Consider the following 21174-nt stretch of genomic DNA (forward strand, 5'->3'; position numbering starts at 1 on the left):
GCACCGGCCCGCGTCCGGCCCCGTACGCTGGACCGATGCGTTTCGGGATACTGGGCCCACTGGCCGTGTGGACGGCGGACGGGGAACCCGTGGCGGTGCCCGAGGCGAAGGTCCGCGCCCTGCTGGCCGGTCTCCTGGTCACACCGGGGTGGGTCGTCTCGTCAGACCGGCTGATCGAGGACCTGTGGGGCGACGCGGTGCCCGCACGCCCCGGCAGGGCGTTGCAGACCCTTGTCTCCCGACTGCGCAAGGCGCTGGCAGGGAAGGGACACGAGTCGGGCGCAGGGCACGAGCCGAGCGGTGGACGCGGGCTGGTGGTGCACCGGCCGCCGGGGTATCTGCTGAGGGTGGCCGGCGAAGCGGTGGACGCGGAGTGCTTCCTCTCGCTGGCCGGCCGGGCCCGCCGCACCGCCGACCTCCACGCGCGGGCGGCCGGCTTCTCCGCGGCTCTCTCGCAGTGGCGGGGGCATGCCTTCGCCGACTTCGCGGACGATCCGTTCGCCCGCGCGGCGGTGACGCGCCTGGAGGAAGAGCGGCTCCTGGTCTGGGAGGAGCACGCCGAAACCCGACTCCGGCTGGGCGAACACGGTCCCCTGGCCGGCGCCCTCCAGGAGCTGTCGGAGCGCCATCCGCTGCGCGAGCGGCTGCGCGCGGCCCAGATGCGGGCCCTGTACGGCGCGGGCCGGCCGAGCGAGGCCCTGGCCGTGTATCAGGACGTGCGCCGCCGGCTCTCCGACGAGCTGGGCCTGGAGCCGGGACCCGAGCTGGTCGCGCTCCAGAGGGATATCCTCCGCCAGCTCCCGGAGGTGCTTCCCGGTGCGGGGGCGCAGGCTCCCGCGGAAGCGGCGTCACGGCGGGCCGTCTTCGACGTGGCTCACGCGCGGGCGGCCCGTCCCGACGCGGACGGCTCGGGGCTGGGCAGGTCGGAGGTGGGCGGCCTGGAGCTGGCCGGCTCACAGCTCGACCCCTCGCAGGCCAACCCCCCGAAGGCGGACCACCCGAAGGCGGACCGCCCGGAGGTGGACCGCCCGGAGTCGGCCGGCTCGCGTTCTCGTACGAACCTGCCCGTCCCGATGACCGGCCTGATCGGGCGGGCGCAGTCCGTGACGCGGATACGGGCGCTGCTGACGGCGGGGCGGCTGGTGACCCTGACCGGGCCGGGCGGAGTCGGCAAGACCCGGCTGGCGCTGGAGGTGGCGAGCGGGGAGGCACGGTCGGGGAACCAAGAGGAGGCGGGGGAGCCGGGGACGCCGGGTGACTCCTTCCCGGACGGCGTGTGGCTGGTGGAACTGTCCGGGGTGACACGGTCCGCGGGATCCGGCGGACACGTCGGGCTCGTGGGACCCGGCGGACACGGTGAGGCCATCGGGCCCGTCGGGGCGGAGGCGGCTGCTCCGGTTCTCTCGGGGCCGCCTCCGGACGGCGGGCCCGGCGCGGCGGTGGACGGTCTCGCGGAGCTGGTGGCCGTGGCCCTTGGCATCCGCGACGACGCTCACCCCGACACACCGCCGCCGCCGGGGACGGCCACCCGCTCCCATCCTCTGGCCGACCGGCTGGCCGACGCCCTGCGCGATCGGCGACTCCTGCTCGTCCTGGACAACTGCGAGCATGTGATCGAGGCCGTGGCGGCGCTGGCCCGTGTGCTGCTGCGGGCCGCGCCGGGACTGCGCGTGCTGGCCACCAGCCGCGAGCCGCTGGGCGTAGCCGGCGAACAGCTGTGGCCGGTGGCGCCGCTGGACGTGCCGGAGCCCGGCGCCGCGCCGGCCGAGGTTCGGCGGTCGAGCGCGGTCCGCCTGTTCGTGGCCCGGGCCGCCGCCGCGTCCCCCGGCTTCGTCCTCTCCGACGGCGACGCCGAGGCCGTCGCCACCATCTGCCGCCGCATGGACGGCATACCACTCGCCGTCGAGCTGGCGGCGACCCGGCTCCGCGCCCTGGGCGTGGCCGGGCTCGCCGAACGCCTCGACGACCGGTTCGGACTCCTCACGAGCGGACGGCGGGACGCCCCGGCGCGCCAGCAGACCCTGCGGGCGGTGATCGACTGGAGTTGGGAGCTGCTGACCGCCGCCGAGCGCACGGTGCTGAGCCGGCTGGCCATTCACTCCGACGGCTGCACCCTGGAAGCCGCCGAGGCGCTCTGTTCCGGGGGCGGGGTGAAGCCCACCCAGGTCATGGACCTGCTGGCGCGCCTGGTGGACCGGTCGCTGGTGGTGGTCACCGAGGAAGCCGCCGGCAAGGGCGACGGAGGCACGGTGGGCAACGACGGAACGGACCCCGCCGACCGGCTCCGACCCCGTTACCGGCTGCTGGAGTCGGTGGCCGCGTACTGCCTGGAACGGTTGCGAGCGTCCGAGGCCGCCCCGTCGTACGGCTCCGGGGACACTCTCGCGCCCGCCGCCGGACCGGTGACCGCGTACGAACGGCTGCGCCGCGACCACGCCCGCTACTACACGGCGCTCGCCGAGCGGGCCGACACCCACCTGCGCGGCGGCGACCAGCAGCGCTGGCTGCGCCGGATGGAGGCCGAGTCGGCCAACCTCCGCGGTGCCCTCGACACCGCGGCCGCCACGGGCGACGCCCCGCTCGCGCGGCGACTGGTGCGCGCCATGGCCTGGTTCTGGTTCCTGTGCGGTCGCCTCACGGAGGCGAAGCGCTCGATGGCCACCGCCCTGGCCGTCGCGGAGACCGCGGCGGCGGAGCACGGCGCGGAGGAGTCGGATGCCGGCGAGACCGACCCCGCCCGGGCTCATGTGGCCGCCTGGCATGCGGGGATGACCCTGCTGTCGGGCGAACCGCTCGACTCCCGCCGCGGCTGCCATGGCCCGCTGCGGCTCTACGAGGACATCGACGATCCGGGCGGCCGGGCCGGACCCGGGTGGTTCCTCGGCTACGCCTCGACCATGTTCGGCGCGATGGAGGTCGGGGAGGAGCTCGTGCGCCGGGCCTTGGCCGACTTCCGCGCGCTGGGCGACCGCTGGGGTGTCGCGGCGGCCCTGAGCGTACGGGGCGTGCAGCGTTCCGTACGCGGCGACCTGGCGGCCGCCCGGTCCGACGCCGAGGCAAGCCTCGCCCTCTTCGACGAGCTCGGCGACGGCTGGGGCCGGCTCCAGGCCACCGGGGTGCTGGGCAGGCTGGCGGAGATCGAGGGTGACTACCGCGCGGCGGAGGCCGAGCATCGGGAGGGCCTGCGCGTCGCCGAGCGCCTGGGCCTGTGGACCGAGGCGTCCACCCGCTGGTCCGAACTGGGCCGGATCGCCCTGCTCAGCGGCGACCATCCGCGGGCCGAGCGGCTCCACCGGCGCGGCAGGGACCTGGCCGTGCGGCACGGGGACCGCCGCGCCCAGGAGTTCGCCGAGGTCGGCCTCGCCCTCGGCGCCCGTCGCCAGGGCCGCCTGGACGAGGCCGAGTCCGGTCTGCGCACCTGGCTGGAGTGGAACCGCCGCTTCGACGCCGCGAACGGTGCCGCCCTCATCCTCGCCGAGCTCGGCTTCATCGCCGAACTCCGTGGCGACTCCGAGGCCGCCCTGAGACTACACACCGAGGGCCTGACCGCTGCCCGCGCCACCGGTGACCCGCGCGCCGTCGCGCTGGCACTGGAGGGGCTGGCCGGCGCCCGCCGACTCACCGGCCAGCACGAACTCGCCGCCGGCCTGCTCGGCACCGCCTCGCGGTTCCGCGCCTCCGTGGGCGCCCCACTACCCCCGGCGGAGCGCGGCGACGTCGACCGCGTCACGACGGCCGTACGTACGGCACTGGGCGAGGAGGGCTTCGCCGCGGCGTTCGAGCGGGACACGGAACCGAGCGCCGGCCCCGTACCGGGTGCGGGGTAGCCGGCACTGCCGGTTGGTCCCGCCGTAAGCTCCAGGCGCTCAGGTCGGAGACCCGGTGGGTGCGGCGCGACAGGGCCCCCGCCCGCCGGCGAGCGGTGCCGGGGAACGAGCCGGTCGGCGGCGAGGTCAGTCATCGGATGTGACGCAGGGTCGGGCGCGGAGCCTACGCTCGCACCAGCTTGGATCAGCCTCCCCAGCGGCCTCCGAAGGCCACGTCGACACTCCCGGCCACGGCTTGACTACGGCCTTGGCCGCAAACGACAGAGCGTGTTGACTCGGTTCGGTTCGGTTCGTTTCGGTTCGGTACGGCTTCGGTGACAACGCCGTCCAGGACCCGCTCGACCAGTTCGCCTCCCACCATCACGTGGTCTGAATGACCGAACACACTCCTGCCCAGGCGCTGACGGTACAGCGCCACCGGACCACGGGGATTGCGCTGGTCCAACTGCCCGACAAGGATGACGGCGAGGCCGCCGACGAGGCCCGCCCGGCCGGGGCCCGCGACGGAGGTCAGCAGCAAACGGGGAGTGGTCCTGGGCTGGTGCCCAGGACTCAGGGGGACTCAGGGGGCTGAGGCAACATGGGGGAACCGGGATCGGAGCCACAACACGCGCGGACGGAAGCGGAGTTCGTGGCAGCGATGCGTGCACTCAAGAGCGCGTCCGGTCTGACGTACCGGGAGCTGGAGCGCCGTTCCGGGGCCTTGGGCGACTTTTTGGCACGCAGCACTCTCAGCTCCGCGCTGGGGCGGGACCTGCTGCCCCGCGCGGAGCTGGTTTCCACCTTTGTGCGCAGTTGTGGCGGCAGCGAGATCGACGTGCGGTTGTGGCTCCAGGTGCACCGGAGGCTGGCCCAGGGATCCGAACACGAACGTGCGGGGAGCGCTTCTGACGCCCCTTCCCCGGGCGTGGCCGGTCCGGCGTCGATCGATGCGGATCCGCGTCCCGATGCCGTCGCGTGGGACGATCCGCAGGCAGGCAGATCGTCACGGTCAGGCCGTATGACGCGACGGACGATCACGCTGATGCTCGGTTCAGGTGTGGTGAGCATGCTGTTGACCATGGCAATCGGGGCGTCGGTTCTCGAAGCACAGAACCCTGGCCACAGCAAGACCGGTCACGGCGAGAGAACACCTTCCGGGCGATCGACGCCTGCCGCCGGTAGTGCCCCGACAGACGCCGGGAGTTCACCCCACCCCTCGAAGTCGCCGCCGCCGTTGGCATCCGGCCCATACCGGATCCGTACGGCAGCCGGCCTGTGTCTGTCCGAACGCCCGCGCCTCCCGCCTCCCGAAGCCTTCACGAGTACGGAACACTTCATGTATCAGACCGCGTGCAAGAACGGGAGCACGGGGGTCGTCCTCCGGCAGTGGAGGGATGGAACTTACAAGATCATGGTTCCCGGGTACGAGGACGAGGCTATGCGCTGTCTCGGTGTGGTGAGCGCCGGGGTGGTCGAGGGAGCGTCGGTTTCCATCCAGTACTGCGGCGAACACACACTGAACGAGGCCGAGCAATTCCGCTTGGAACCCGTGAGTCGTCCCGCTCACGGATTCCTGCTCAGAGCAGCCCACTTGGATCTGGTGCCAGCAGCGAAGGACCTGTGTCTCGGCTCGCCGGACACCGATCGCAGCGAATGGTCCCCGGTCTTCCAGACGGAATGCCGCCCCTCGTCGCCCCGTCAGGTGTTCCAGTTCGACCCGCTGCCTCGGTAGCGGCTCGTTCAACCCCGGCATCAGCCCCAACTCAGCCCCAGCGCCGAACCTTCAGCCTCCTTCTACCGTCCGGTCGTGGCGCGCCCGGTCAGCCGCGCCGTCTGCTGTTGCACCAGCGCGGCGTACCGGCCGTCCAACGCCATCAACTCCTCGTGATCGCCGCGTTCGACGATCTCACCGTGGTGCAGCACCACGATCTGGTCCGCGTCGCTGACCGTGCTGATCCGGTGTGCGATCACCACCCGGGTGCAGCCGAGCGCCGACAGCTCGGCGGCGATCGCGGCCTCAGTCAGCGTGTCCAGGTGGCTGGTCGCCTCGTCGAGCAGCAGCACATTGGTCTTGGCCAACAGCGCCCGGGCGATGGCCAGTCGCTGCCGCTGGCCACCCGAGAGCGCGCTGCCGCCTTCGCCCACACTGGTGCTGAGCCCCATCGGCATGAGCTCCAGATCCGCCAGGAACTGCACCTTGCGCAGTGCCTCGCGCAGTTCGTCGTCGCTTACGCCGCCCCGGCCGAGCGTCAGGTTCTCCCGGATCGAGCCGCCGAATATGTACGGGAACTGCGTGACCACGCCGAATCGCCGGCGCAGCGGTTCCAGGTCGTAGTCATCGAGCGGTCGCCCGTCCACCAGGACAGTTCCCGCGGTTGGCTGCAGCAGCCCGGTGAAGAGCCGCGCAAGTGTCGTCTTTCCAGAGCCGGTGGACCCGACGATGGCCACCTTCGACCCGGGCGCCACGCGCAGGTCAATGTCCTTGAGCACGGGCGGTGCACCGAGGTCGTACCGGAAATCGACCCCGCGCAGCTCGATCTCACCGCGGAGCCCAGCCGGCTGGAGTGCCTGCGGGCGGGTCGGCTCGGGCTCCTCGTTCAGTACGTCGTAGATGCGCTCCAGGTGCGAGCCGAGCGTCTGCAGGTAGCGCACAGCCCCCATCACCTGGCTGACGGGCGCGAGCAGCTGACCGGCGATGACGTTCAGGCCGAGCATGGTTCCGAGGGACATCCGCCCAGCGGACACCTGAAGGATCCCGAAGAGCAGCAGTACCAGCGGCGCGGCGACGCGGAACACGCCCATCGCCGACTCGTTGACGAGGTCCAGCCGCTGCCGCCGGAAGCCGGCCTCGATCGATGTGGCGAACCGTTCGGCCCACCGCCGCAACGCCCAGTCGGACAGCCCCGAGCTTTTCAGGTACTCCGCACCGGCCAGCGCGTCGATAGCGCTGCTCTGCGCCTTCGCTTCGGCGGACAGCTCGCACTGGGCACGCTCGTGGATCCGCCGGAGCGTGATCAGCACGATACCCACCTGGGTGACCGCCAGCACCGCGACCACCGCCGCGTACGCCGGGCTCATCGCCGCCAGCAGCGCGGTGAACACGAAGACGAAGACAGTGTCCAGGATGAGCGTGGCAAACTGCGAGGTCAGCATGTCGCGGACGGCCATGTTGCTGCTGAGCCGGGACATCAGGTCACCGGCGCCGCGGTTCTGGAAGTAGGCGTACGGCAGCCGCATCAGGTGGGTCATGAAGCGCTCGCCCAAGGCCCGGTCGAGGCGCCGTTGCAGCACCAGCAGCGCCAGCCCCCGGGACAGCGTGACGACTGCCTGGGTCACCACGTAGGCGCCGACACCTACGGCGAAGAGCGACAGCATGTCCGCGCCCTGTCCGATGAGGACGTCCACGCCGTACTTGGTCGCCCAGGCCGAGGCGAGGCCGAGCACCTGCACCACGGCCGAGAGGACGACGGCGAGCAGCATGAGGTAGGGGGCGAGGCGGACCAGGTCACGCAGGAACCGCAGAGCCAGATGGTCGCGGATCCGGCCGCGCCGGCGTTCCACCGCCTCGCCCGGCGTGAATTCCAGGACGGTGCCGGAGAATTCCGCGAAGAACTCGCCGTGGGTCATCGACCGCCGGCCGTACTCGGGGTCGACCATCCGGATCCGGCGCGGCCCCACCTTTTCGAGCACGGTGAAATGGTCCTCGCGCCAATGAGCGATGGCGGGCAGGCGGACGGCGGCCAGCCCGGCAGCGTCCACCCGAAGTCCCCGTGCGGCCAACCCGTGGTCGCGGGCCACCTCGATGATGCGGCGGGCGCTGGTGCCGTCGCGGCCCACCCCGAATTGGGCGCGCAGCTCCCGAACCCGGGTCGCACGTCCCAGACCGCCCAGCACCATTGCGAGACAGCTCGGGCCGCACTCGGTGGCGGTCATCTGCACGATCACCGGGACGCGGGGCACGATGCCTCCTCGAGGTCAGCACGGTCGGCGGCGGGGGGTTCGAGCAGCAGCACGTTCGGGACGAGTTCCGGCCGAGCCGCCCGCAGCAGTCCGTAGCCGATGCCGGCAGTGCCCATCAGCAGCCCGGGCACGTGCAGCCCGTCGGGTACTCCGCAGCGCTCCTCTTCGGCGAGCACGGTCTCCGCGACCACACGCGCGGTGCGGCGCGCTGTTGCGACGAGCGCACCGTCGCCTGTGGCCCGGCCGGCGGTCAGCAGTGTTTCGGCCAGGCCGAGGTCACCGTGGCACAGGCAGTCATTGCCGGTACCGGAGACTTCGCCGCCGTCCACGAGTTCGTGCCGCACAGCGGCGATCGCGGCGTCGAGGTCGACGCGTGCCTCGGGAAGGTGCAGGTCGCCGAGCATGGCCGCGCGGGCGAGGCCGACGCCGGCTGCGCCGTGGCACCACGCGTTCATGAAGGTGCCCTCCGGGCTGGCATCTCGCAGGTCCGGCCAGTTGCCCGCGGCGGCGTCGTACTGGCTGTGCTCGTACCGCACGGCTCGCTCGGCCCCGTCGAGGAACCGCTGCTCACCCGTGGCCTTGGCGATCTCGACCAATGCGTAGGCGATCCCGGACACGCCGTGTGAGAAGCCGAGCAGTGGTGAACGCGCGGCGAGGGCGGTGCGCCAAGCCAAGCCGCCGCCACCGCCGTCGTATGCCGTGGCCGTGGCGAGCAGCCGGTCGCCTGCGGCCCGCAGGGCCATCACGGTCTCCGCGGACGGGGCGACCGCGTGCAGGGTACGCACCGCAAGCGCCGCACCGGCGGTCCCCGCCACCACGTCGAGATGGTGGTCGTCCTCGAATCGGCGCACGAGTTCGGGTGTGAGGCGATGTGCCTGAGCCAGGAGCGGCTGCGCCCGCCACAGGGCGCCGAGCCGGGCGAGCGTGTGAACGTAGCCGCCGAGTTCGCTGAACCCTCCGAGGCCGAGCATGTTCCGGTCGGTTTCGTGCCAGTCGAGCACGGCGTCAACGTGGTCACTGAGCATCGCTGCGATGGCCTCGGCTGCGGAGCGGAACCTCGACAAGTCGGTCTGTGCACCGAGTTGGGCGAGAAACAGCGCGATGCCGGGCAGGCCGCTGTAGCTTTCGAACCCTGTCGGGACGACGCTCCAGTGGCGGTCGGTCACCATGGCGAGGGTCAGCCACACCGGCCGGTGCTCCGGGTCGCCGAGCGCGGTGTGCAGCAGCTGGTCGCCGATGCGGACGGCGGCGCGCTCGGCGAGCGCCTGGTCGATGTCGTCGGGCGGCATGGTGTGGACCCGTGGTCGCGGGGCGCGCGGGCTCTCACCGAGCTGGAGCGCGGCCAGCGACGCGGACACCGCCCAGCGCTGTTGCCGGAGGTCGGCGGCGGAGAGCCCGGCGATTCGGTCCTGTACGAGGTCCAGCCCGCTGCGGGGAAAGAAGTCGCGCACCACGACGCCGCGGTCGTCGTACAGGTCCCGGGAGTCGGGCCGGGTCCAGAAGAACGGGATGTCGCGCCGGGCGAGTTGCCGGATCTCGCTGGCGGCCACGGACTGGCTTCCCGGAAGGTGCGGGTGGCGCGTGGCGAGAAGCTCGAACAGGCAGTCACGGTCCAGAGCGTCGCCCAGCACGGCCGGGTGCCACGACTCCCCGAGAATCCGGCCGTACACCATGGTCGGCAGCGCGATGAACCGGATCTCGTCGGAGGCGAACGCGGCGATGAGTCCGTCGCCGGCAGCCAGCTCGTCACGATGGTCGAGCAGTAGTCGGTAGCAGGACTCGAAGCCGGCGATCACGTCGGCGGCGTACCGGGTGGGGTCCACGGGCGCACCGTCCACGGTGGGCAGATTCTGGCCGCCGGGTATCCTCGTCCGTGCCCGGAACCGCCGCATGTGGTCGGTGCCGGCGTCCTGCCACTGCGGCACCTTCATCGGGCTGATGTCCCCGTTGCCGCCGGCCATCCCGGACAGCTCGGTAGCCACGACGGTCTCGCCGTCCTGCTGGATCAGCCGCTGCGGAAGCAGGCCCGTCGCCAGAACGGACTCCTCGATCCGGTTCACGGCCTCGGTGGGGAGTGCCAAAGGCCGCCTCTCGCGGGTGGCGGGAGGTACCTGCTGGAAGATCGCCTCCAGGTCGACGACGACCGGGTGTTCGCCGGCGGCGATGACGTTCTCCAGGTGAATGTCGGAGGCGCGCAACAGATACAGCAGGGCTACCTGGGCGCCGTGGCGCCAGAAGAAGCGGCGGAGCTCGTCCTCGTCGGAGCAGCCCTCGGAGCGAACGAACTCGGCCCAGCCGTAGGCGTCGCGCTCCACCAGGGTCAGGCGTCGCAGGGGGAAGGCCGGGCCCTTTGCGTTGAGCCAGTCGACGACGGCGTAGAAATGCGACTCGGCGGCAAGGCGACGTGGTTTGTAGACCACCTTGCCACCACCGCGAAAGGTCAGAATCGACACGCTGCGTCCACCGCGGTGCGTGTCGCCGGAGCCCGTCCGGAGGTCCACGATGTCGTTCAGCGAGCTGCCGGCCACACCGAACGCCGCACGCAGCGTGGGCAGGTCGGCCAGCACGCGCTCGGCCAGCTCACGCCGGACGGTCAACCAGGTTTCCAACTCATCGACGAGTTCCCGGGTGAGCGTCGGGAATTCCGCCAGAATGCGCAGCGCGCAGGCGGGTTCGCGAAGCTGCTGGACGAAATCGCCGAACCGCGCCGCCGATGTCCCCCCTGCCAGTGCGCCGGCGCGACGTGCCTTCTGAAGCTGGGCCACCAGCACGGGAGTGGTCATCGCCAGATGCGCATCGTGGTGTGGCCGCAGCAGGGGATGGCTGTGGGGGACCTCGGCATCGTGGCCGTACGAGCTGCTGAGCCGGTTCAGTTCCTCATGCAGGCGTCGCTGGTACCAGGACGACAGCGGATGGACCAGTGCCAGCAGGCCGGCGGCCGGGCCGAGATCGTCGGCCGGCCACCCGTCGTCGAACCCGGATACCTCCTCGGACAGATCGACCGACCAGGCGCGCGCCACGCTCGTCAGCCAGGGCGGAGGGTGCGGGAAGCGGTCGCGCAGGCTCTCGGGCGACTCGCCGGCCAGCAGCCGCAGCTTGTCCTCGTCGAGACCCGATGCGTGCCACCGGGAGAAGTCCGGCTCCAGACCGCCGGTGACGGCTTTGTCGGTCCGCCAGGCGTCGAGTCGGCGCGTTCCCCGGGCGCGGGCGGCATCGGTCCTCGATTGCACCGGTGGTCGTCGTCGCCGTTCCTCCAGGGACAGCGCGGTCCACCAGGTGGGGTTGTCTAACACATCGCTCTCGACGCCCTTGGGATGGGTCGTTGCGATGCCGCGTGTGGCCATCACTTTTCTCCGTTGCGATTCGTCACGGTGGCAGGGGCTCCGGGTGGGCGGGCGACGAAGGGCGTCTCCGCCCACCCGGTCATGCGGTCGGATGGCCGACCGCCTCTATTGCGGGATCAGCAGCAGCCGACGCTGAGGATGCCGCAGGTACCACAAATGCTGTGCTTGAAGGTGGATATCGTGACCGTGATGGTGAAACAGAGTGCGCTGCTGCCGCCGCCGTTGATCTCCTGCTCGTTCAGGTCGGTCAGATCCATTTCACCGATCGGATCCTCGATGAGTTCCGTTCGTCCCGTCATTGCTGTCACCTCCCGTCGTGGGAACCGCAAGCCGTCGCTGTTCTGGCCGAGCGTGCCCAGCGTGTCAAGCTGCGGTTCGCTATCGGTTGTCTCTCCGTCGACGCCCGGTTCGAGGTCGGTTCAGTCTCGGTATAACCCGTCATATCGCTCTTGACGCCCGGCCGACGAATGCCGAAGGTGGTCCCCGATTCCATTCGGCGGCACCGGTTCCTGGCCGAGCCGAGTTTTGGATTCCGTCGTCTGTTCGTGACCGCGGCACTTCTCGCCGCCACAGCACTGCCGCATCGCTCCTCGGATCGTGCGGCAGTCGGAGCAACTCACGGTCCACCACTGATCGGAGGAAATTCGTGAATACCGCAGCGAGGGCGTGGAAAGACCCGGTATTCCGGGCCACGCTCGACGACAGCGAACTTGCCGGGCTGCCGGACCACCCGGTCGGCATCGTCCAGTTGGACGGACTCGCCGTGGACGGGGCCTGGGGCGCCGGCACCGAGTCCACCGCGACGATGGGCTGCTGCAACGGGTTGCCCTACACGTTCCGCACGTGCCTCACCTGCTACCCCCTGTGGACGTGCCGCACGTGCTGGGGCTGCTCGTGAACGCGGCCGTGCGTGCGTGGAAGGATCCCGCGTTCCGCACGACGCTCGACGAGGCCGCTCTCGCGGCACTGCCCGACAGTCCGGTGGGTGTCGTCGGCGGCATCGACGCGGACCTGGCCGAGATCTTCGGCGGGGACCGGCCGTTCACCTTCCACACCTGCTTCACCTGCGCCTGGGGCAGCCTCGGCTGCACCAACACCTGCTGGGTCATGACGACGGGCTGCACCTCGGGCAGCTGCTGACGGCGGTCATCGGACCCGACAGCGGAGTAGCGAAGTACGACCAGCCTCTCCGGTAGGAGTGGGGTGGACATCGCCGTGGCGGCGTCCACCCCGCGCTGCAGAACCGGGACATCGATTGCCGCGGGCCAGCGCCCGGACGCGCGTTTACTGAAGGCGGATGCATGCTCGACCAGATTTCCTGCACACCGAACTGGTGGCGTGGCCTGACCCGGTCGGAACGGACCGAAGACGGCACAACCCCATCCATCTCCGAGGAGCAGCGCGACTACGGCCGCCGACGGCGCGAGGCATGGCGTGGCGGCTACATCGTGCGCGACGCAGACATACGGCTGGACCGCTGGGAGCGCCTCGGGCTCACCGAGGACCGGATCATGGAACTGCTGGCAGAGCCGGCCGAGGCGCTCGTCGCCCGCCTCCCCGACCGGCCGGACTGGCTGAACGCAGTCTCCGAGGCGTGGCGACGGTTCGGGTCGGTGCGGCTCGACGATCTCGGCATCGGCGACCCACGGGCCGACTGCGGCCACGACAGTCACGACGGCCAGGCTCCGCACGAACATGCTCCGTACGACCAGACCACCGGGAACGTGGTGTTCTTGAACCTGATCGCGCCCTTGCTGGCGTGGAGTCGGGACGAACTCGCCTGCCGGGTCACCGAGTTGTCTGCCCGCCACAGGCGCGAGGAGCGCCTACCGCCCAGCCACACCCTGTTGCAACCGCCTCTGGACCGACTCCTCCAGATGATCCTCTCCGTGATGGTCCTGGAGGTGAACGTCGCTCGGCTCGAGGGCCGGCTGGCTGGCGCGACGCCGGGCGAGCGGATGGCCTCGTTCGTCGAGCACATCCGCGAGCCGGCGACGGCCCTCCGTATGCTCGCCGAGTATCCGGTCCTGGCCCGGGAACTGGTCGCCTGTCTGCGAACCGCGGTGAACGTCCGGGCCGAGTTCACCGAGCGCCTTCTCACCGACCTGCCGGAGCTCCGTCAGACCTTCGGCGGGACCTGGCACGGATTGGCCGATCTCGCCCACATCAGCTTCGGCGCCGGTGACACCCATCGCGGCGGCCGGACCGTGGCGATCCTCACCTTCACCGACGGCCGCAAGCTGGTGTACAAACCACGCAGCCTCCGCGTAGAGGTCCATTTCAACCAGGTCCTCGACTGGCTCAACGCGAGGGGACTCCGCCATCAGCTCCGGCCGCTGCGCGTCCTGGACCGAGGCGAGTACGGCTGGGTGGAACACGTCGACACGGCGTCGTGCGACCACGAGGACCAGGTGGACCGCTTCTTCTGGCGGCAGGGTGCCTACCTGGCGCTCTTCTACGCTCTCTGCGGCTCGGACATGCACTTGGAGAACGTCATCGCAGCGGGGGAGCATCCCGTCCTCGTGGACCTGGAGGCCATCTTCCAGGTGCCGCCCCGCCTCGCCGGCGATCAGCCGGCGCCGCTCTCGCTGGGCGACGCCCCGCGCGTGGTCCGGGACTCGGTCCTGCGGGTCGGCCTGCTGCCGGAGCGGATCATCACTGTTGACGAAGAGGGCATCTATGACGCGGAAGTCAGCGGTCTCGCCGGCGTCGGCGGCCAGCTCTCGCCCGGTCGTATGCCCACCTTCGTCGGAAGCGGCACCGACGAGGTGCGGGTGGTGCGGGACCGGCGCGAAATGCCGGAGACGCAGAACCTCGTGCGGCTGGCCGGTCGCCAGGTCGACGCCCTCGCGCACATCGAGTCTCTGGCCGCCGGATTCACCGAGTGCTATCGGATCATCGAGACGCACCGCGACGACTTGCTCGCCGCCGAGGGGCCGATCGCCGGGTTCGGCGACGACGAGGTGCGGTTCATACCGCGCCCCACGATGACGTACGGCCGCGTGCAGATGGAGTCCTGGCACCCGGACCTGCTGCGCGACGCGCTCGACCGCGAAATCTTCTTCGAGGTGCTGTCGTCGGGGTTCGTCGACCTGCCGGACCGGGACGTGCTGCTCGCCAGCGAGCAACGCCAGCTCGCCGACCAGGACATCCCTTCTTTCCACACCACGCCCGACTCGACCGATCTCTTCGACAGTTACGGCGTGGTCGCGCACGACTTCCTGGAGACCACCGGGCTGGACGCGGTGCGGGCCCGGATCGGCGCGATGTCCGAAGAGGACCTGCGCCGACAGCTGTGGTGTATCCGGGCGTCCATGTCCGGGCTCACCGTCGGCACGTCCAACTCCGGGAAGGGCGAGCCGAGGCCGCTGCCGGACGCGGAGATCGCCCCGGACCTCGCGATCCGGGGTGCGCGTGTGGTCGCCGACCTGCTGCTCGACGCGGCCCTGACCGCTGACGGCAAAGCCCCCTCCTGGCTTTCGGTGAACTTCGTCGGCGACCGCTTCTGGAAGGTCGGGCACGCCGGCCTCGATCTGTACAGCGGAGTTCCCGGGGTGGCGCTGTTCCTGGCGCAGCTCGCTGCGGTCACAGGTGACCCGCGATACCGCCGTCCCGCCGAGCAGCTCGCCCAGCAACTGGCGGACACAATCGAGCACCTGAGCCCTGGTGAGGACCGCGGTGCCGGGCTGGCGATCGGCGGCTTCAGCGAGCTCGGCGGCCTTATCTACGTGCTGACCCGATTGTCCGAGATACTGCGGGAGCCGACGCTGGTCGAGGCGGCCCGGCACGCCGCGACGATGTGCCACGCCCGATTCGCCGAGGACAAGGTCCTCGATGTGATCAGCGGCACCGCTGGGGCGGCACTGGCGATCCTCGCCCTTCATCGCGCTCACCCCCACGATCGGACCTTCGACGCCATCAAGGCTGCCGGAACGACAATCGCGGCCCGGGCGGTCGACGTCCCCGGCGGCACCGCGTGGCGGGCCGAGTTCGAGGACTCTCCAGCGCTGCTCGGGTTCTCGCACGGCGCCAGCGGCATCGCCTATGCGTTGGCCCTGATAGCCCAGGTCACCGGTGAGGGCCGGTTGGCCGAGCTGTGCGGGCGGGCGCTGCGCTATGAGCGGCACCACCTTTCACCGGAGCGCCGGAACTGGCCCGATCTGCGGACCATCAGCGGTCCGGGCGCCTTCATGAACGCATGGTGCCACGGCGCCGGCGGTGTCGGTCTGGCGCGCGCCGCCATGCTGCGACTGCCGGTCCTGTCGCCGTGGCACGACCTCATCCGCGAGGATCTCGTGATCGCGACCGGCCGGGTCCGCGACGACCTGGTCGTCGACGGCCGCTACACGGGTATCGGCAACGACTCGATCTGCCATGGAGATCTCGGGCTGGCCGAGACCCTGCTGGCGGCCGGCTCGGTGCTCGGCGAGCCGGATGACACGGTACTGGGTCGGCGGTGCGCGCGAGCCGTCGCCGAGCAGGTCCTGGCCGGTGCGCCCCGGCCCGGGGTGCCGCAGCGTGTCAGCACGCCGGGCCTGCTGATGGGACTCGCCGGCATCGGCTACGGCTTGCTCCGTGCGGCGATGCCAGAGCGCGTTCCGAACGTGCTGTTGCTGGAGGCGCCCTGCCACGGCGGGGAGCCGGGCAGGTCACCCGTGTTCGAAGGCACGGCAGAGCAGCAGGTGGCCGCCACTCCGTGACCGCAGCGCCCATCGAGTGGCGATCCGGACGCCACGCCTGGCACCCGGATCGCCGCTGTGTTCGACGATCGGCAGGGTTCAACGATCGACAGGTACGGGAAGGAGCGGCATGTTGACCTCACCTCCCTGCAGAATGGTGCGTTCCAACCGCTGGATACCGGCCCCGGGATCGATGCCCAGCTCCTCCCTGAGCGTGCGGCGCAGGTTCCGGTAGACGCTGAGCGCGTCGGCCCGCCGGCCGCTCTCGTAGAGCGCGGTCATCAGCAGCTCGCGGAAGTGCTCCCGTAGCGGGTGCGCGGTTACCAGGGACTCGAGCTCAGGAATCAGTACGTCATGCCGACCGCAGGCCAGCCCCGCGCGCAACCACAGCTCGGTGGCGGTGAGCCGCCGCTCGTTGAGACGGATCTGCTCGGCGGCGATCGCGGGAGCGTCCACGACGTCCACCATGGCCGACCCCCGCCAAAGCGCCATCGCGTGGCCGAGATGCTCCATCGCCTCGGCGGGCGTGCCCGAGGTGAGCGCCTGTCGGCCGGCCGAGCAGCGCCTCTCGAACTGTTCGGCGTCCAACTCGCCTGACGGTACGCGCAGCTCGTACCCGGCAGCCCGGGTCCGCAGGACATCGCCCTCCGGGTCGTCCAGGCTCCGACGGAGCCGGTGGACATACTGCTGAACGAGTTTGCGCCGGCTTTCCGGCGCCTCCTCCGGCCATAACTGCCGGACGAGCTCTTCGCACGACACGACGTGGTTCGCTCGGACCAGCAGTACCGCGAGCAGAGTTCGCCACTTGCCCTGTGGAAAGTCCTGCCAGGTGCCGTCGGCAGATCTCGCTTGAACGGGGCCAAGTATCCGGTATCGGATCGTTGGGGGCAGGGCCACTGCGACCGCCTCTCAGCTTCTCACCGTGTTTCCGATCCGAAATCGGCGTCACGTTCGTTGGCTTCTCCTGGCGCTGAGCCTTGAAGTGACCGGTGATGTCGGGCAAGAGCAGCCGCCCGTCCTGGACAAGGCGGGAATGTCCAGCCTGGTCAGCGGCGTGCCGCGGGTACGATCCGGACAGGCCGCCCTCGCCGTCGTTGTTACTCCTCGGGCCGGGGCAGGTGGGTCTTGGCGGCGTCATGGGTGGTGCTGCTGATCGACTCGGCCGGGGCGTAGACCAGGTTTCAGCACGCCGGTTCGGAACGTCGGGACGAGAGCAAGCGGGATCGTCTACCCGTGCCTCCGAGGCCTTGAGGGACGTCGCGACGGCGACGAAAACCGCATGCGCGCCTGGCCAACGGACCGGGGCCGCATGGTGCCGGTGTCCGTGATCCATCCGTCCTCGCCCTGTGACCCGTCGCAGCATGCGCACCCGGACGGACATCGCAGCCGTGCGGGACTTCCGCGAACGACTCGCCACCACCCTGGCCGCGTAGCGCTTACACCACGGCGCCACATCAGGCACGTGCCACCAGCAAGCGAGGCCACCGGTCCGCGCATGACGCGATCGATAGACCCTGGGTAGCGACCCGAGTAACCCCAGGCCCATCCGCCGCTGCAGCGCCCTGAAACCCGAGGAAGACCCTGGCCCCGCGGCTACCGGGTCGACCGGGCGCAGCGCCGCGTGTGGTGGGAAGAGCCGTACCTCAGGTACGCAACGCCCGCCGCCGCGAACTCGCCCGCTTGGCGGGCGCTGCGCGGCGAACTCGTCCGGGGCCTCGCTGTGCCGCCGGCTGCCTTTACAGGTCGAGCTCGGCGACGATGGCAGCGTGGTCGGAAGCCTGGTCGCCGGGTCCGGTCACGGTGTCGAACGGGGTACCGAACTCGAAGATCCCACGCCGCTCTACCTCGACCTTGTCCACCCTGGCGAACAGCTCCGGGGAGAACATCAGGTAGTCGATCTTGTCGTTGAGGTTCGTACACTTCCCATGGGTGCCGGGCGGCCCCTCGTAACTGTCGTGGTTCATCGCTTCCTTGAGGCTGGTGGCCTCGAGGAACATGAGCGGCGGGCTGCCCGGGGTGTCGTTGAGGTCCCCGGCGACTACGACATGGGCCGAGCGTTCGAGCGCGGCCTGGTAGAGCTGGGCGACACGCTCGGCCTGGAGCTTGCGCTTGTCGCCACCTCCGCCGCCGCGCTTGCTCTTGAAGTGGTTTCCGAGGAGCCAGAGCGGTTCGCCATCGATGTCGATCTCGAATTCCGGGCAGTCCCGGCTGAAGATGTCCCGGGAATCCTTCTTGTCGAAGATGTGCGAGCGTACGGAGGTGATCGGGTGTCGGCTGAACAGCCCCACGTCGATGCCGCGAATGTCGTTGCCGTCGATCAGCAGGTTGAACGGATACGGCTCTGTATCGAACTGGCCTGCCAGCACCTGTTTGTTGAAGCGGTGCAGGGTGAGCCGGTCCTCGACTTCGACCGTCAGCAGTATGTCGGCGTTGACCTCGGCGATCACCTTGGCGGTGTTCTTGACGGCGTCCCAGCTGAGGTCACCCTTGACCAGTTCGGCCCAGCCGACCCAGTCAGACCGTCCCGTGACCTCGGTCCTGACCTCGATATTCCGGCCCTCGCCCTTGAGTAGTCGGGCCCGTCCGCGCGGCTCGTTGACCAGGAATCGTCTGGGTGGAGATGTCTTGGGAGACGTCGACGCTGTGCTTCTTGAGAAGCTCGATGATCTTTGTCTTGTCGTTCGCCGTATACGTGTCGTGATCGAGGGTTTCGACAAGTTTCCTGTAGTCCTCGAGCACGGCGTCGCGTACCGGGTCGTTTCCGATACCGAAGACGATGGGCCTCCGGAAGAGGTTTTCGCAGTTGAAAGTGGCTATGCGGATGCTCATGACCCCTCCTCACCTGTATTCGATTCTCCGGCGGCGCACCATGGCTGTCGAACGGAGCGGGGCCGCTCCCGGGAAGGCAGCCCTGGGGCGTCTGCCGCGGAGCGGTCCCTCGCGGTGGTAGTCCGCCGACCCGACGGGCGGTGATCACCGAAGGTGACATCACAGCGGTGGTGAGCATGTGTGAGCGCGACCGGGCGAGCGGGCCCCGCCGCGAGTGCCGCGTCCCCCTGTTCCGGGTGGAAAACGCCTCGGCAGTGTGGTGGTCGCCATGCTCTTCGGCCCATGGTCAGTTGCCGGATATCGACGTCGACCCTCGGAACCGGTGGCGACCCGGTGCCGCCCACGGCGACTCGTGCTCGCACGCCTCGTGCTCCGGCGCGGCGTTCCCCGAACCCGAGGTCTTTTTCGGGGGCGTCTGACTTGTAGGTGCGGCTCAGGGGGGCAGCGCCCACGGGGCTTGCGGGTCGCCGGACGGGAAGATGTCGTCGGTGTTGAACACCAGCAGGGCGTTCTGCTCGCTGTCCGTGACGTACAGCCGGTTGCGGTACCAGGCCAGGCCACCCGCGTGCAGGCCCCGGATCAGTTCCGCGGTGTACTCGTTGCCGTTCGGCTTGGCTGTCACCAGCTTGATGTAGTGGTAGCGGGGGTTCGCGGCCCGGCGGTCGATAAGGGCGACGCGTGCGCCTTTGGCTTCGTCCTTGTTGTACCAGGAGACCATCATGCGCGTGCCGTCCAGGCCGGTCACGTCGTAGTAGGTCGTGATGCCCTGAGGCCACCAGTCCTTGGACTTGGCGTCGGGGTCGCCCGGGGACCAGCCGTAGGCGGCGACGGGCAGGGGCGTATCGTCCGGCCAGTCGGGAATCTTCACCGCTACCGGGGGAAGGCCCAGTTGTTCTTGGAGGGCAGGGGGATCGTTGTCGCGTTGTACCTGCCGAATTTCCGGGTGAGCCAGCGGATTCCCCGTACGTGGGCGGCGGTCTCGGACGGTTCGAAGGTCAGTGTCAGCGTGGGTTTCGCCGGGGCGGCCAGGGCCGTCTCCGGCACGAATAACCCGCCTGTCGACGCCACGATGGGGGCAGCTGCCATGCCCCGGAGGATTGTTCTGCGTCTGGTGTCCATGGCGCCGTACCCTAAGCCGGAATTGCCGGTTCTCCTCCGCCCGGTGGGATGGCGCTTCCTGACGATGCGCCGGCTCCGTGAGGTGGGGCTCCGCTGCCGGTGAGGCCGGGTGTCTGCGGGCCCGGGCGCGCGGCGGGCCGACGCGGGGGCGGGGCCGTGCGCGGTGCCGATTGGTGCAGGGGGTGGGCCCGGTGGTGTGGTGCCGGACGGCTTCGGTCGGCAGGCGGACGTTCAAGGACGTCGCGACCGATCCGGTTCCGGGAACTCACCTCCCCGCGGTAGATCGAGCGCGGCCCATGGATGGTTGAACGAGGGAGGTTCCTGGGCTCGGTGGCACCGGGCTCAAGGCTGAGGGACCATGAATCTGGGGGCTTCAAGCACTCGACGCGGGAGCGTAACCATGAACACCAAGCCCGCCTGCGGGCCGCAGCGCGACCCTGATTTCTTCGAAGAAGTCGACAGACTGTTCGCCAAGTACCCTGAGGCTGCTGGCAGGTATGCGGTGAAATGCAGAAGGCTTGAGCTCGAAATACTGAAGATCGACTTTAAAATGCAGGTAGGGGTCACGCGCATTGAGGACGGTCGCCTCATCACGGAGTTCGTGGATCGCGACAAGGTCGCGCGTGCTCACCACGCCTGCTGCGAGTGGCCTGACAACGACGACGGCCTTTGTAACCGGATATGTCCGGAGTGACTCGCACCTGACGAGCTCGTGCCTAACGAGCTCGTGCACGTTTGGCGGTGCGGCGTCGACTTCCCGCCCAGCGGGAAGAACCAGCATCGTCGACGACACAGAGATCCGGGTCCGACGCCCCGCCGTCGGTCGCGAGGACCGGAAGACGTTCATCTCCGGCAAGAGCAAGCAGAACGCCGTCAAGGCTGCGGGGACGGCGGGCGGGGTGATCGGATGGATGTCGGTGCGGTACTGATCGCGCTCGCCGATGTCGGGGGGGCGACGCTCGGGGGCGCGCCGCTCGCCCAGCGCGGTGCCGACCGAGCCAAGCGACGTGCGCTGGTGGTGACCAGGCCGGGGCCCCGGTATCCACCATCCGCGATGACCTTGGCGTTGCCCACGGTGTCCTTCGCGCCGGACAGTTCGCATGCCGTGCAGTCGTTGCGGTTGCCGAGCACAGGCCGGCCGACGGCCACGACGCGCCGGGTGTCGGCGTCGATGACGACCTGGTGGTTGGTGGAGCACCGTGGTTTTTCGACTGCTCGGCCACCGTGTGGTCACCGGGTTGGAACCAGGGTGCCGTCCACGATCAGCACGGGCTTGCGTGCCGCAGTGCCAGTTGCTTGGGCAGCGGTGGCCCGTTGAGTCATGAGTGTGGGCGGAGGAAACGGCTTGCACGCGAGGCCGGGGCCGGAACGGCGGCTGCACCCTCCGGCCCGGCTGACCGACGAAGGCCAACTCCAGGCAGCAGACGGCCGGAC

The 21174-nt window shown here is 70.0% G+C and carries 15 protein-coding genes and 1 pseudogene; 6 read left to right on the top strand and 10 right to left on the bottom strand.

Translation table 11 applies throughout. The features are described 5' to 3' along the window. Positions 1-35: 35 nt before the first annotated feature. Positions 36-3827 carry a BTAD domain-containing putative transcriptional regulator gene (locus tag LRS74_RS32885; RefSeq protein ID WP_277744439.1) on the top strand — a complete coding sequence of 1264 codons (3792 nt, stop codon included), beginning with the start codon at positions 36-38 and terminating at the stop codon, positions 3825-3827. Between the two features lie 184 nt (positions 3828-4011). Here LRS74_RS32885 and LRS74_RS32890 read toward each other — a convergent pair whose 3' ends face one another. Beyond that, positions 4012-4347: a hypothetical protein gene (locus LRS74_RS32890; protein ID WP_277744440.1), complete on the bottom strand. Its 336-nt coding sequence runs from the start codon at positions 4345-4347 to the stop codon at positions 4012-4014. A 111-nt stretch (positions 4348-4458) separates the two neighbouring features. On the opposite strand from LRS74_RS32890, the gene LRS74_RS32895 reads away from it, so the two are divergent. Beyond that, positions 4459-5541 carry a hypothetical protein gene (locus tag LRS74_RS32895; RefSeq protein ID WP_277744441.1) on the top strand — a complete coding sequence of 361 codons (1083 nt, stop codon included), beginning with the start codon at positions 4459-4461 and terminating at the stop codon, positions 5539-5541. Positions 5542-5603: 62 nt separating this feature from the next. On the opposite strand, the gene LRS74_RS32900 is transcribed toward LRS74_RS32895, so the two are convergent. From LRS74_RS32900 to LRS74_RS32910, 3 genes are all read right to left on the bottom strand, one after another. Then, positions 5604-7769: a peptidase domain-containing ABC transporter gene (locus tag LRS74_RS32900; protein ID WP_277744442.1), complete on the bottom strand. Its 2166-nt coding sequence runs from the start codon at positions 7767-7769 to the stop codon at positions 5604-5606. Continuing rightward, a complete protein-coding gene (locus LRS74_RS32905) occupies positions 7751-11113 on the bottom strand; it encodes a type 2 lanthipeptide synthetase LanM family protein (RefSeq protein ID WP_277744443.1) in 3363 nt (1120 codons plus the stop codon). The genes LRS74_RS32900 and LRS74_RS32905 overlap by 19 nt, the downstream gene beginning before the upstream one ends. Before the next feature lie 116 nt (positions 11114-11229). Beyond that, a complete protein-coding gene (locus LRS74_RS32910; protein WP_277744444.1) occupies positions 11230-11412 on the bottom strand; it encodes a hypothetical protein in 183 nt (60 codons plus the stop codon). A 347-nt stretch (positions 11413-11759) separates the two neighbouring features. On the opposite strand from LRS74_RS32910, the gene LRS74_RS32915 reads away from it, so the two are divergent. From LRS74_RS32915 to LRS74_RS32925, 3 genes are all read left to right on the top strand, one after another. Next, entirely contained in the window at positions 11760-12011 is a 252-nt protein-coding gene (locus LRS74_RS32915; protein WP_277744445.1) for a mersacidin/lichenicidin family type 2 lantibiotic, read from the top strand. Next, entirely contained in the window at positions 11978-12253 is a 276-nt protein-coding gene (locus tag LRS74_RS32920) for a mersacidin/lichenicidin family type 2 lantibiotic (protein WP_277744446.1), read from the top strand. Before LRS74_RS32915 ends, LRS74_RS32920 begins: the two co-directional genes overlap by 34 nt. 161 nt (positions 12254-12414) lie before the next feature. Further along, a complete protein-coding gene (locus LRS74_RS32925) occupies positions 12415-15813 on the top strand; it encodes a type 2 lanthipeptide synthetase LanM family protein (protein ID WP_277744447.1) in 3399 nt (1132 codons plus the stop codon). A 78-nt stretch (positions 15814-15891) separates the two neighbouring features. On the opposite strand, the gene LRS74_RS32930 is transcribed toward LRS74_RS32925, so the two are convergent. The 5 genes from LRS74_RS32930 to LRS74_RS32950 all read right to left on the bottom strand — a co-directional run bounded on the left by LRS74_RS32930 (position 15892) and on the right by LRS74_RS32950 (position 19707). Continuing rightward, positions 15892-16380, bottom strand: a complete 489-nt coding sequence (locus LRS74_RS32930) for an AfsR/SARP family transcriptional regulator (protein ID WP_277744448.1) — start codon at positions 16378-16380, stop codon at positions 15892-15894. Positions 16381-17528: 1148 nt separating this feature from the next. Then, on the bottom strand, positions 17529-18239 hold the full coding sequence (locus LRS74_RS32935; protein WP_277744449.1) for an endonuclease/exonuclease/phosphatase family protein: 711 nt from the start codon (positions 18237-18239) through the stop codon (positions 17529-17531). Positions 18240-18306: 67 nt separating this feature from the next. Further along, a complete protein-coding gene (locus LRS74_RS32940; protein ID WP_277744450.1) occupies positions 18307-18621 on the bottom strand; it encodes a hypothetical protein in 315 nt (104 codons plus the stop codon). 433 nt (positions 18622-19054) lie between these two features. Beyond that, the gene (locus LRS74_RS32945) at positions 19055-19489 is read right to left on the bottom strand and encodes a hypothetical protein (protein ID WP_277744451.1); all 435 of its coding nucleotides are present in this window, start codon (positions 19487-19489) and stop codon (positions 19055-19057) included. A gap of 2 nt (positions 19490-19491) precedes the next feature. Further along, complete coding sequence (locus tag LRS74_RS32950) at positions 19492-19707, bottom strand: hypothetical protein (RefSeq protein ID WP_277744452.1); 216 nt, start codon at positions 19705-19707, stop codon at positions 19492-19494. A 433-nt stretch (positions 19708-20140) separates the two neighbouring features. Here LRS74_RS32950 and LRS74_RS32955 point away from each other — a divergent pair, with 433 nt between their 5' ends. Next, positions 20141-20434: a hypothetical protein gene (locus LRS74_RS32955; protein ID WP_277744453.1), complete on the top strand. Its 294-nt coding sequence runs from the start codon at positions 20141-20143 to the stop codon at positions 20432-20434. A gap of 326 nt (positions 20435-20760) precedes the next feature. Here the strand turns inward: LRS74_RS32955 and LRS74_RS32965 are convergent. Further along, positions 20761-21021: pseudogene (locus tag LRS74_RS32965) on the bottom strand (transposase); the annotation flags it as partial. Positions 21022-21174 lie beyond the last annotated feature (153 nt).

Origin of the sequence: Streptomyces sp. LX-29 (assembly GCF_029541745.1) — a bacterium.
GTDB lineage: Bacteria > Actinomycetota > Actinomycetes > Streptomycetales > Streptomycetaceae > Streptomyces.

Excerpts from the sequence above, each read along its gene's own strand:
- LRS74_RS32940 (WP_277744450.1), bottom strand. The coding sequence starts at position 18,621 with ATGAGCATCCGCATAGCCACTTTCAACTGCGAAAACCTCTTCCGGAGG.
- LRS74_RS32885 (WP_277744439.1), top strand. The coding sequence starts at position 36 with ATGCGTTTCGGGATACTGGGCCCACTGGCCGTGTGGACGGCGGACGGG.
- LRS74_RS32910 (WP_277744444.1), bottom strand. The coding sequence starts at position 11,412 with ATGACGGGACGAACGGAACTCATCGAGGATCCGATCGGTGAAATGGAT.
- LRS74_RS32925 (WP_277744447.1), top strand. The coding sequence starts at position 12,415 with ATGCTCGACCAGATTTCCTGCACACCGAACTGGTGGCGTGGCCTGACC.
- LRS74_RS32955 (WP_277744453.1), top strand. The coding sequence starts at position 20,141 with ATGAACACCAAGCCCGCCTGCGGGCCGCAGCGCGACCCTGATTTCTTC.
- LRS74_RS32950 (WP_277744452.1), bottom strand. The coding sequence starts at position 19,707 with ATGGCAGCTGCCCCCATCGTGGCGTCGACAGGCGGGTTATTCGTGCCG.
- LRS74_RS32905 (WP_277744443.1), bottom strand. The coding sequence starts at position 11,113 with ATGGCCACACGCGGCATCGCAACGACCCATCCCAAGGGCGTCGAGAGC.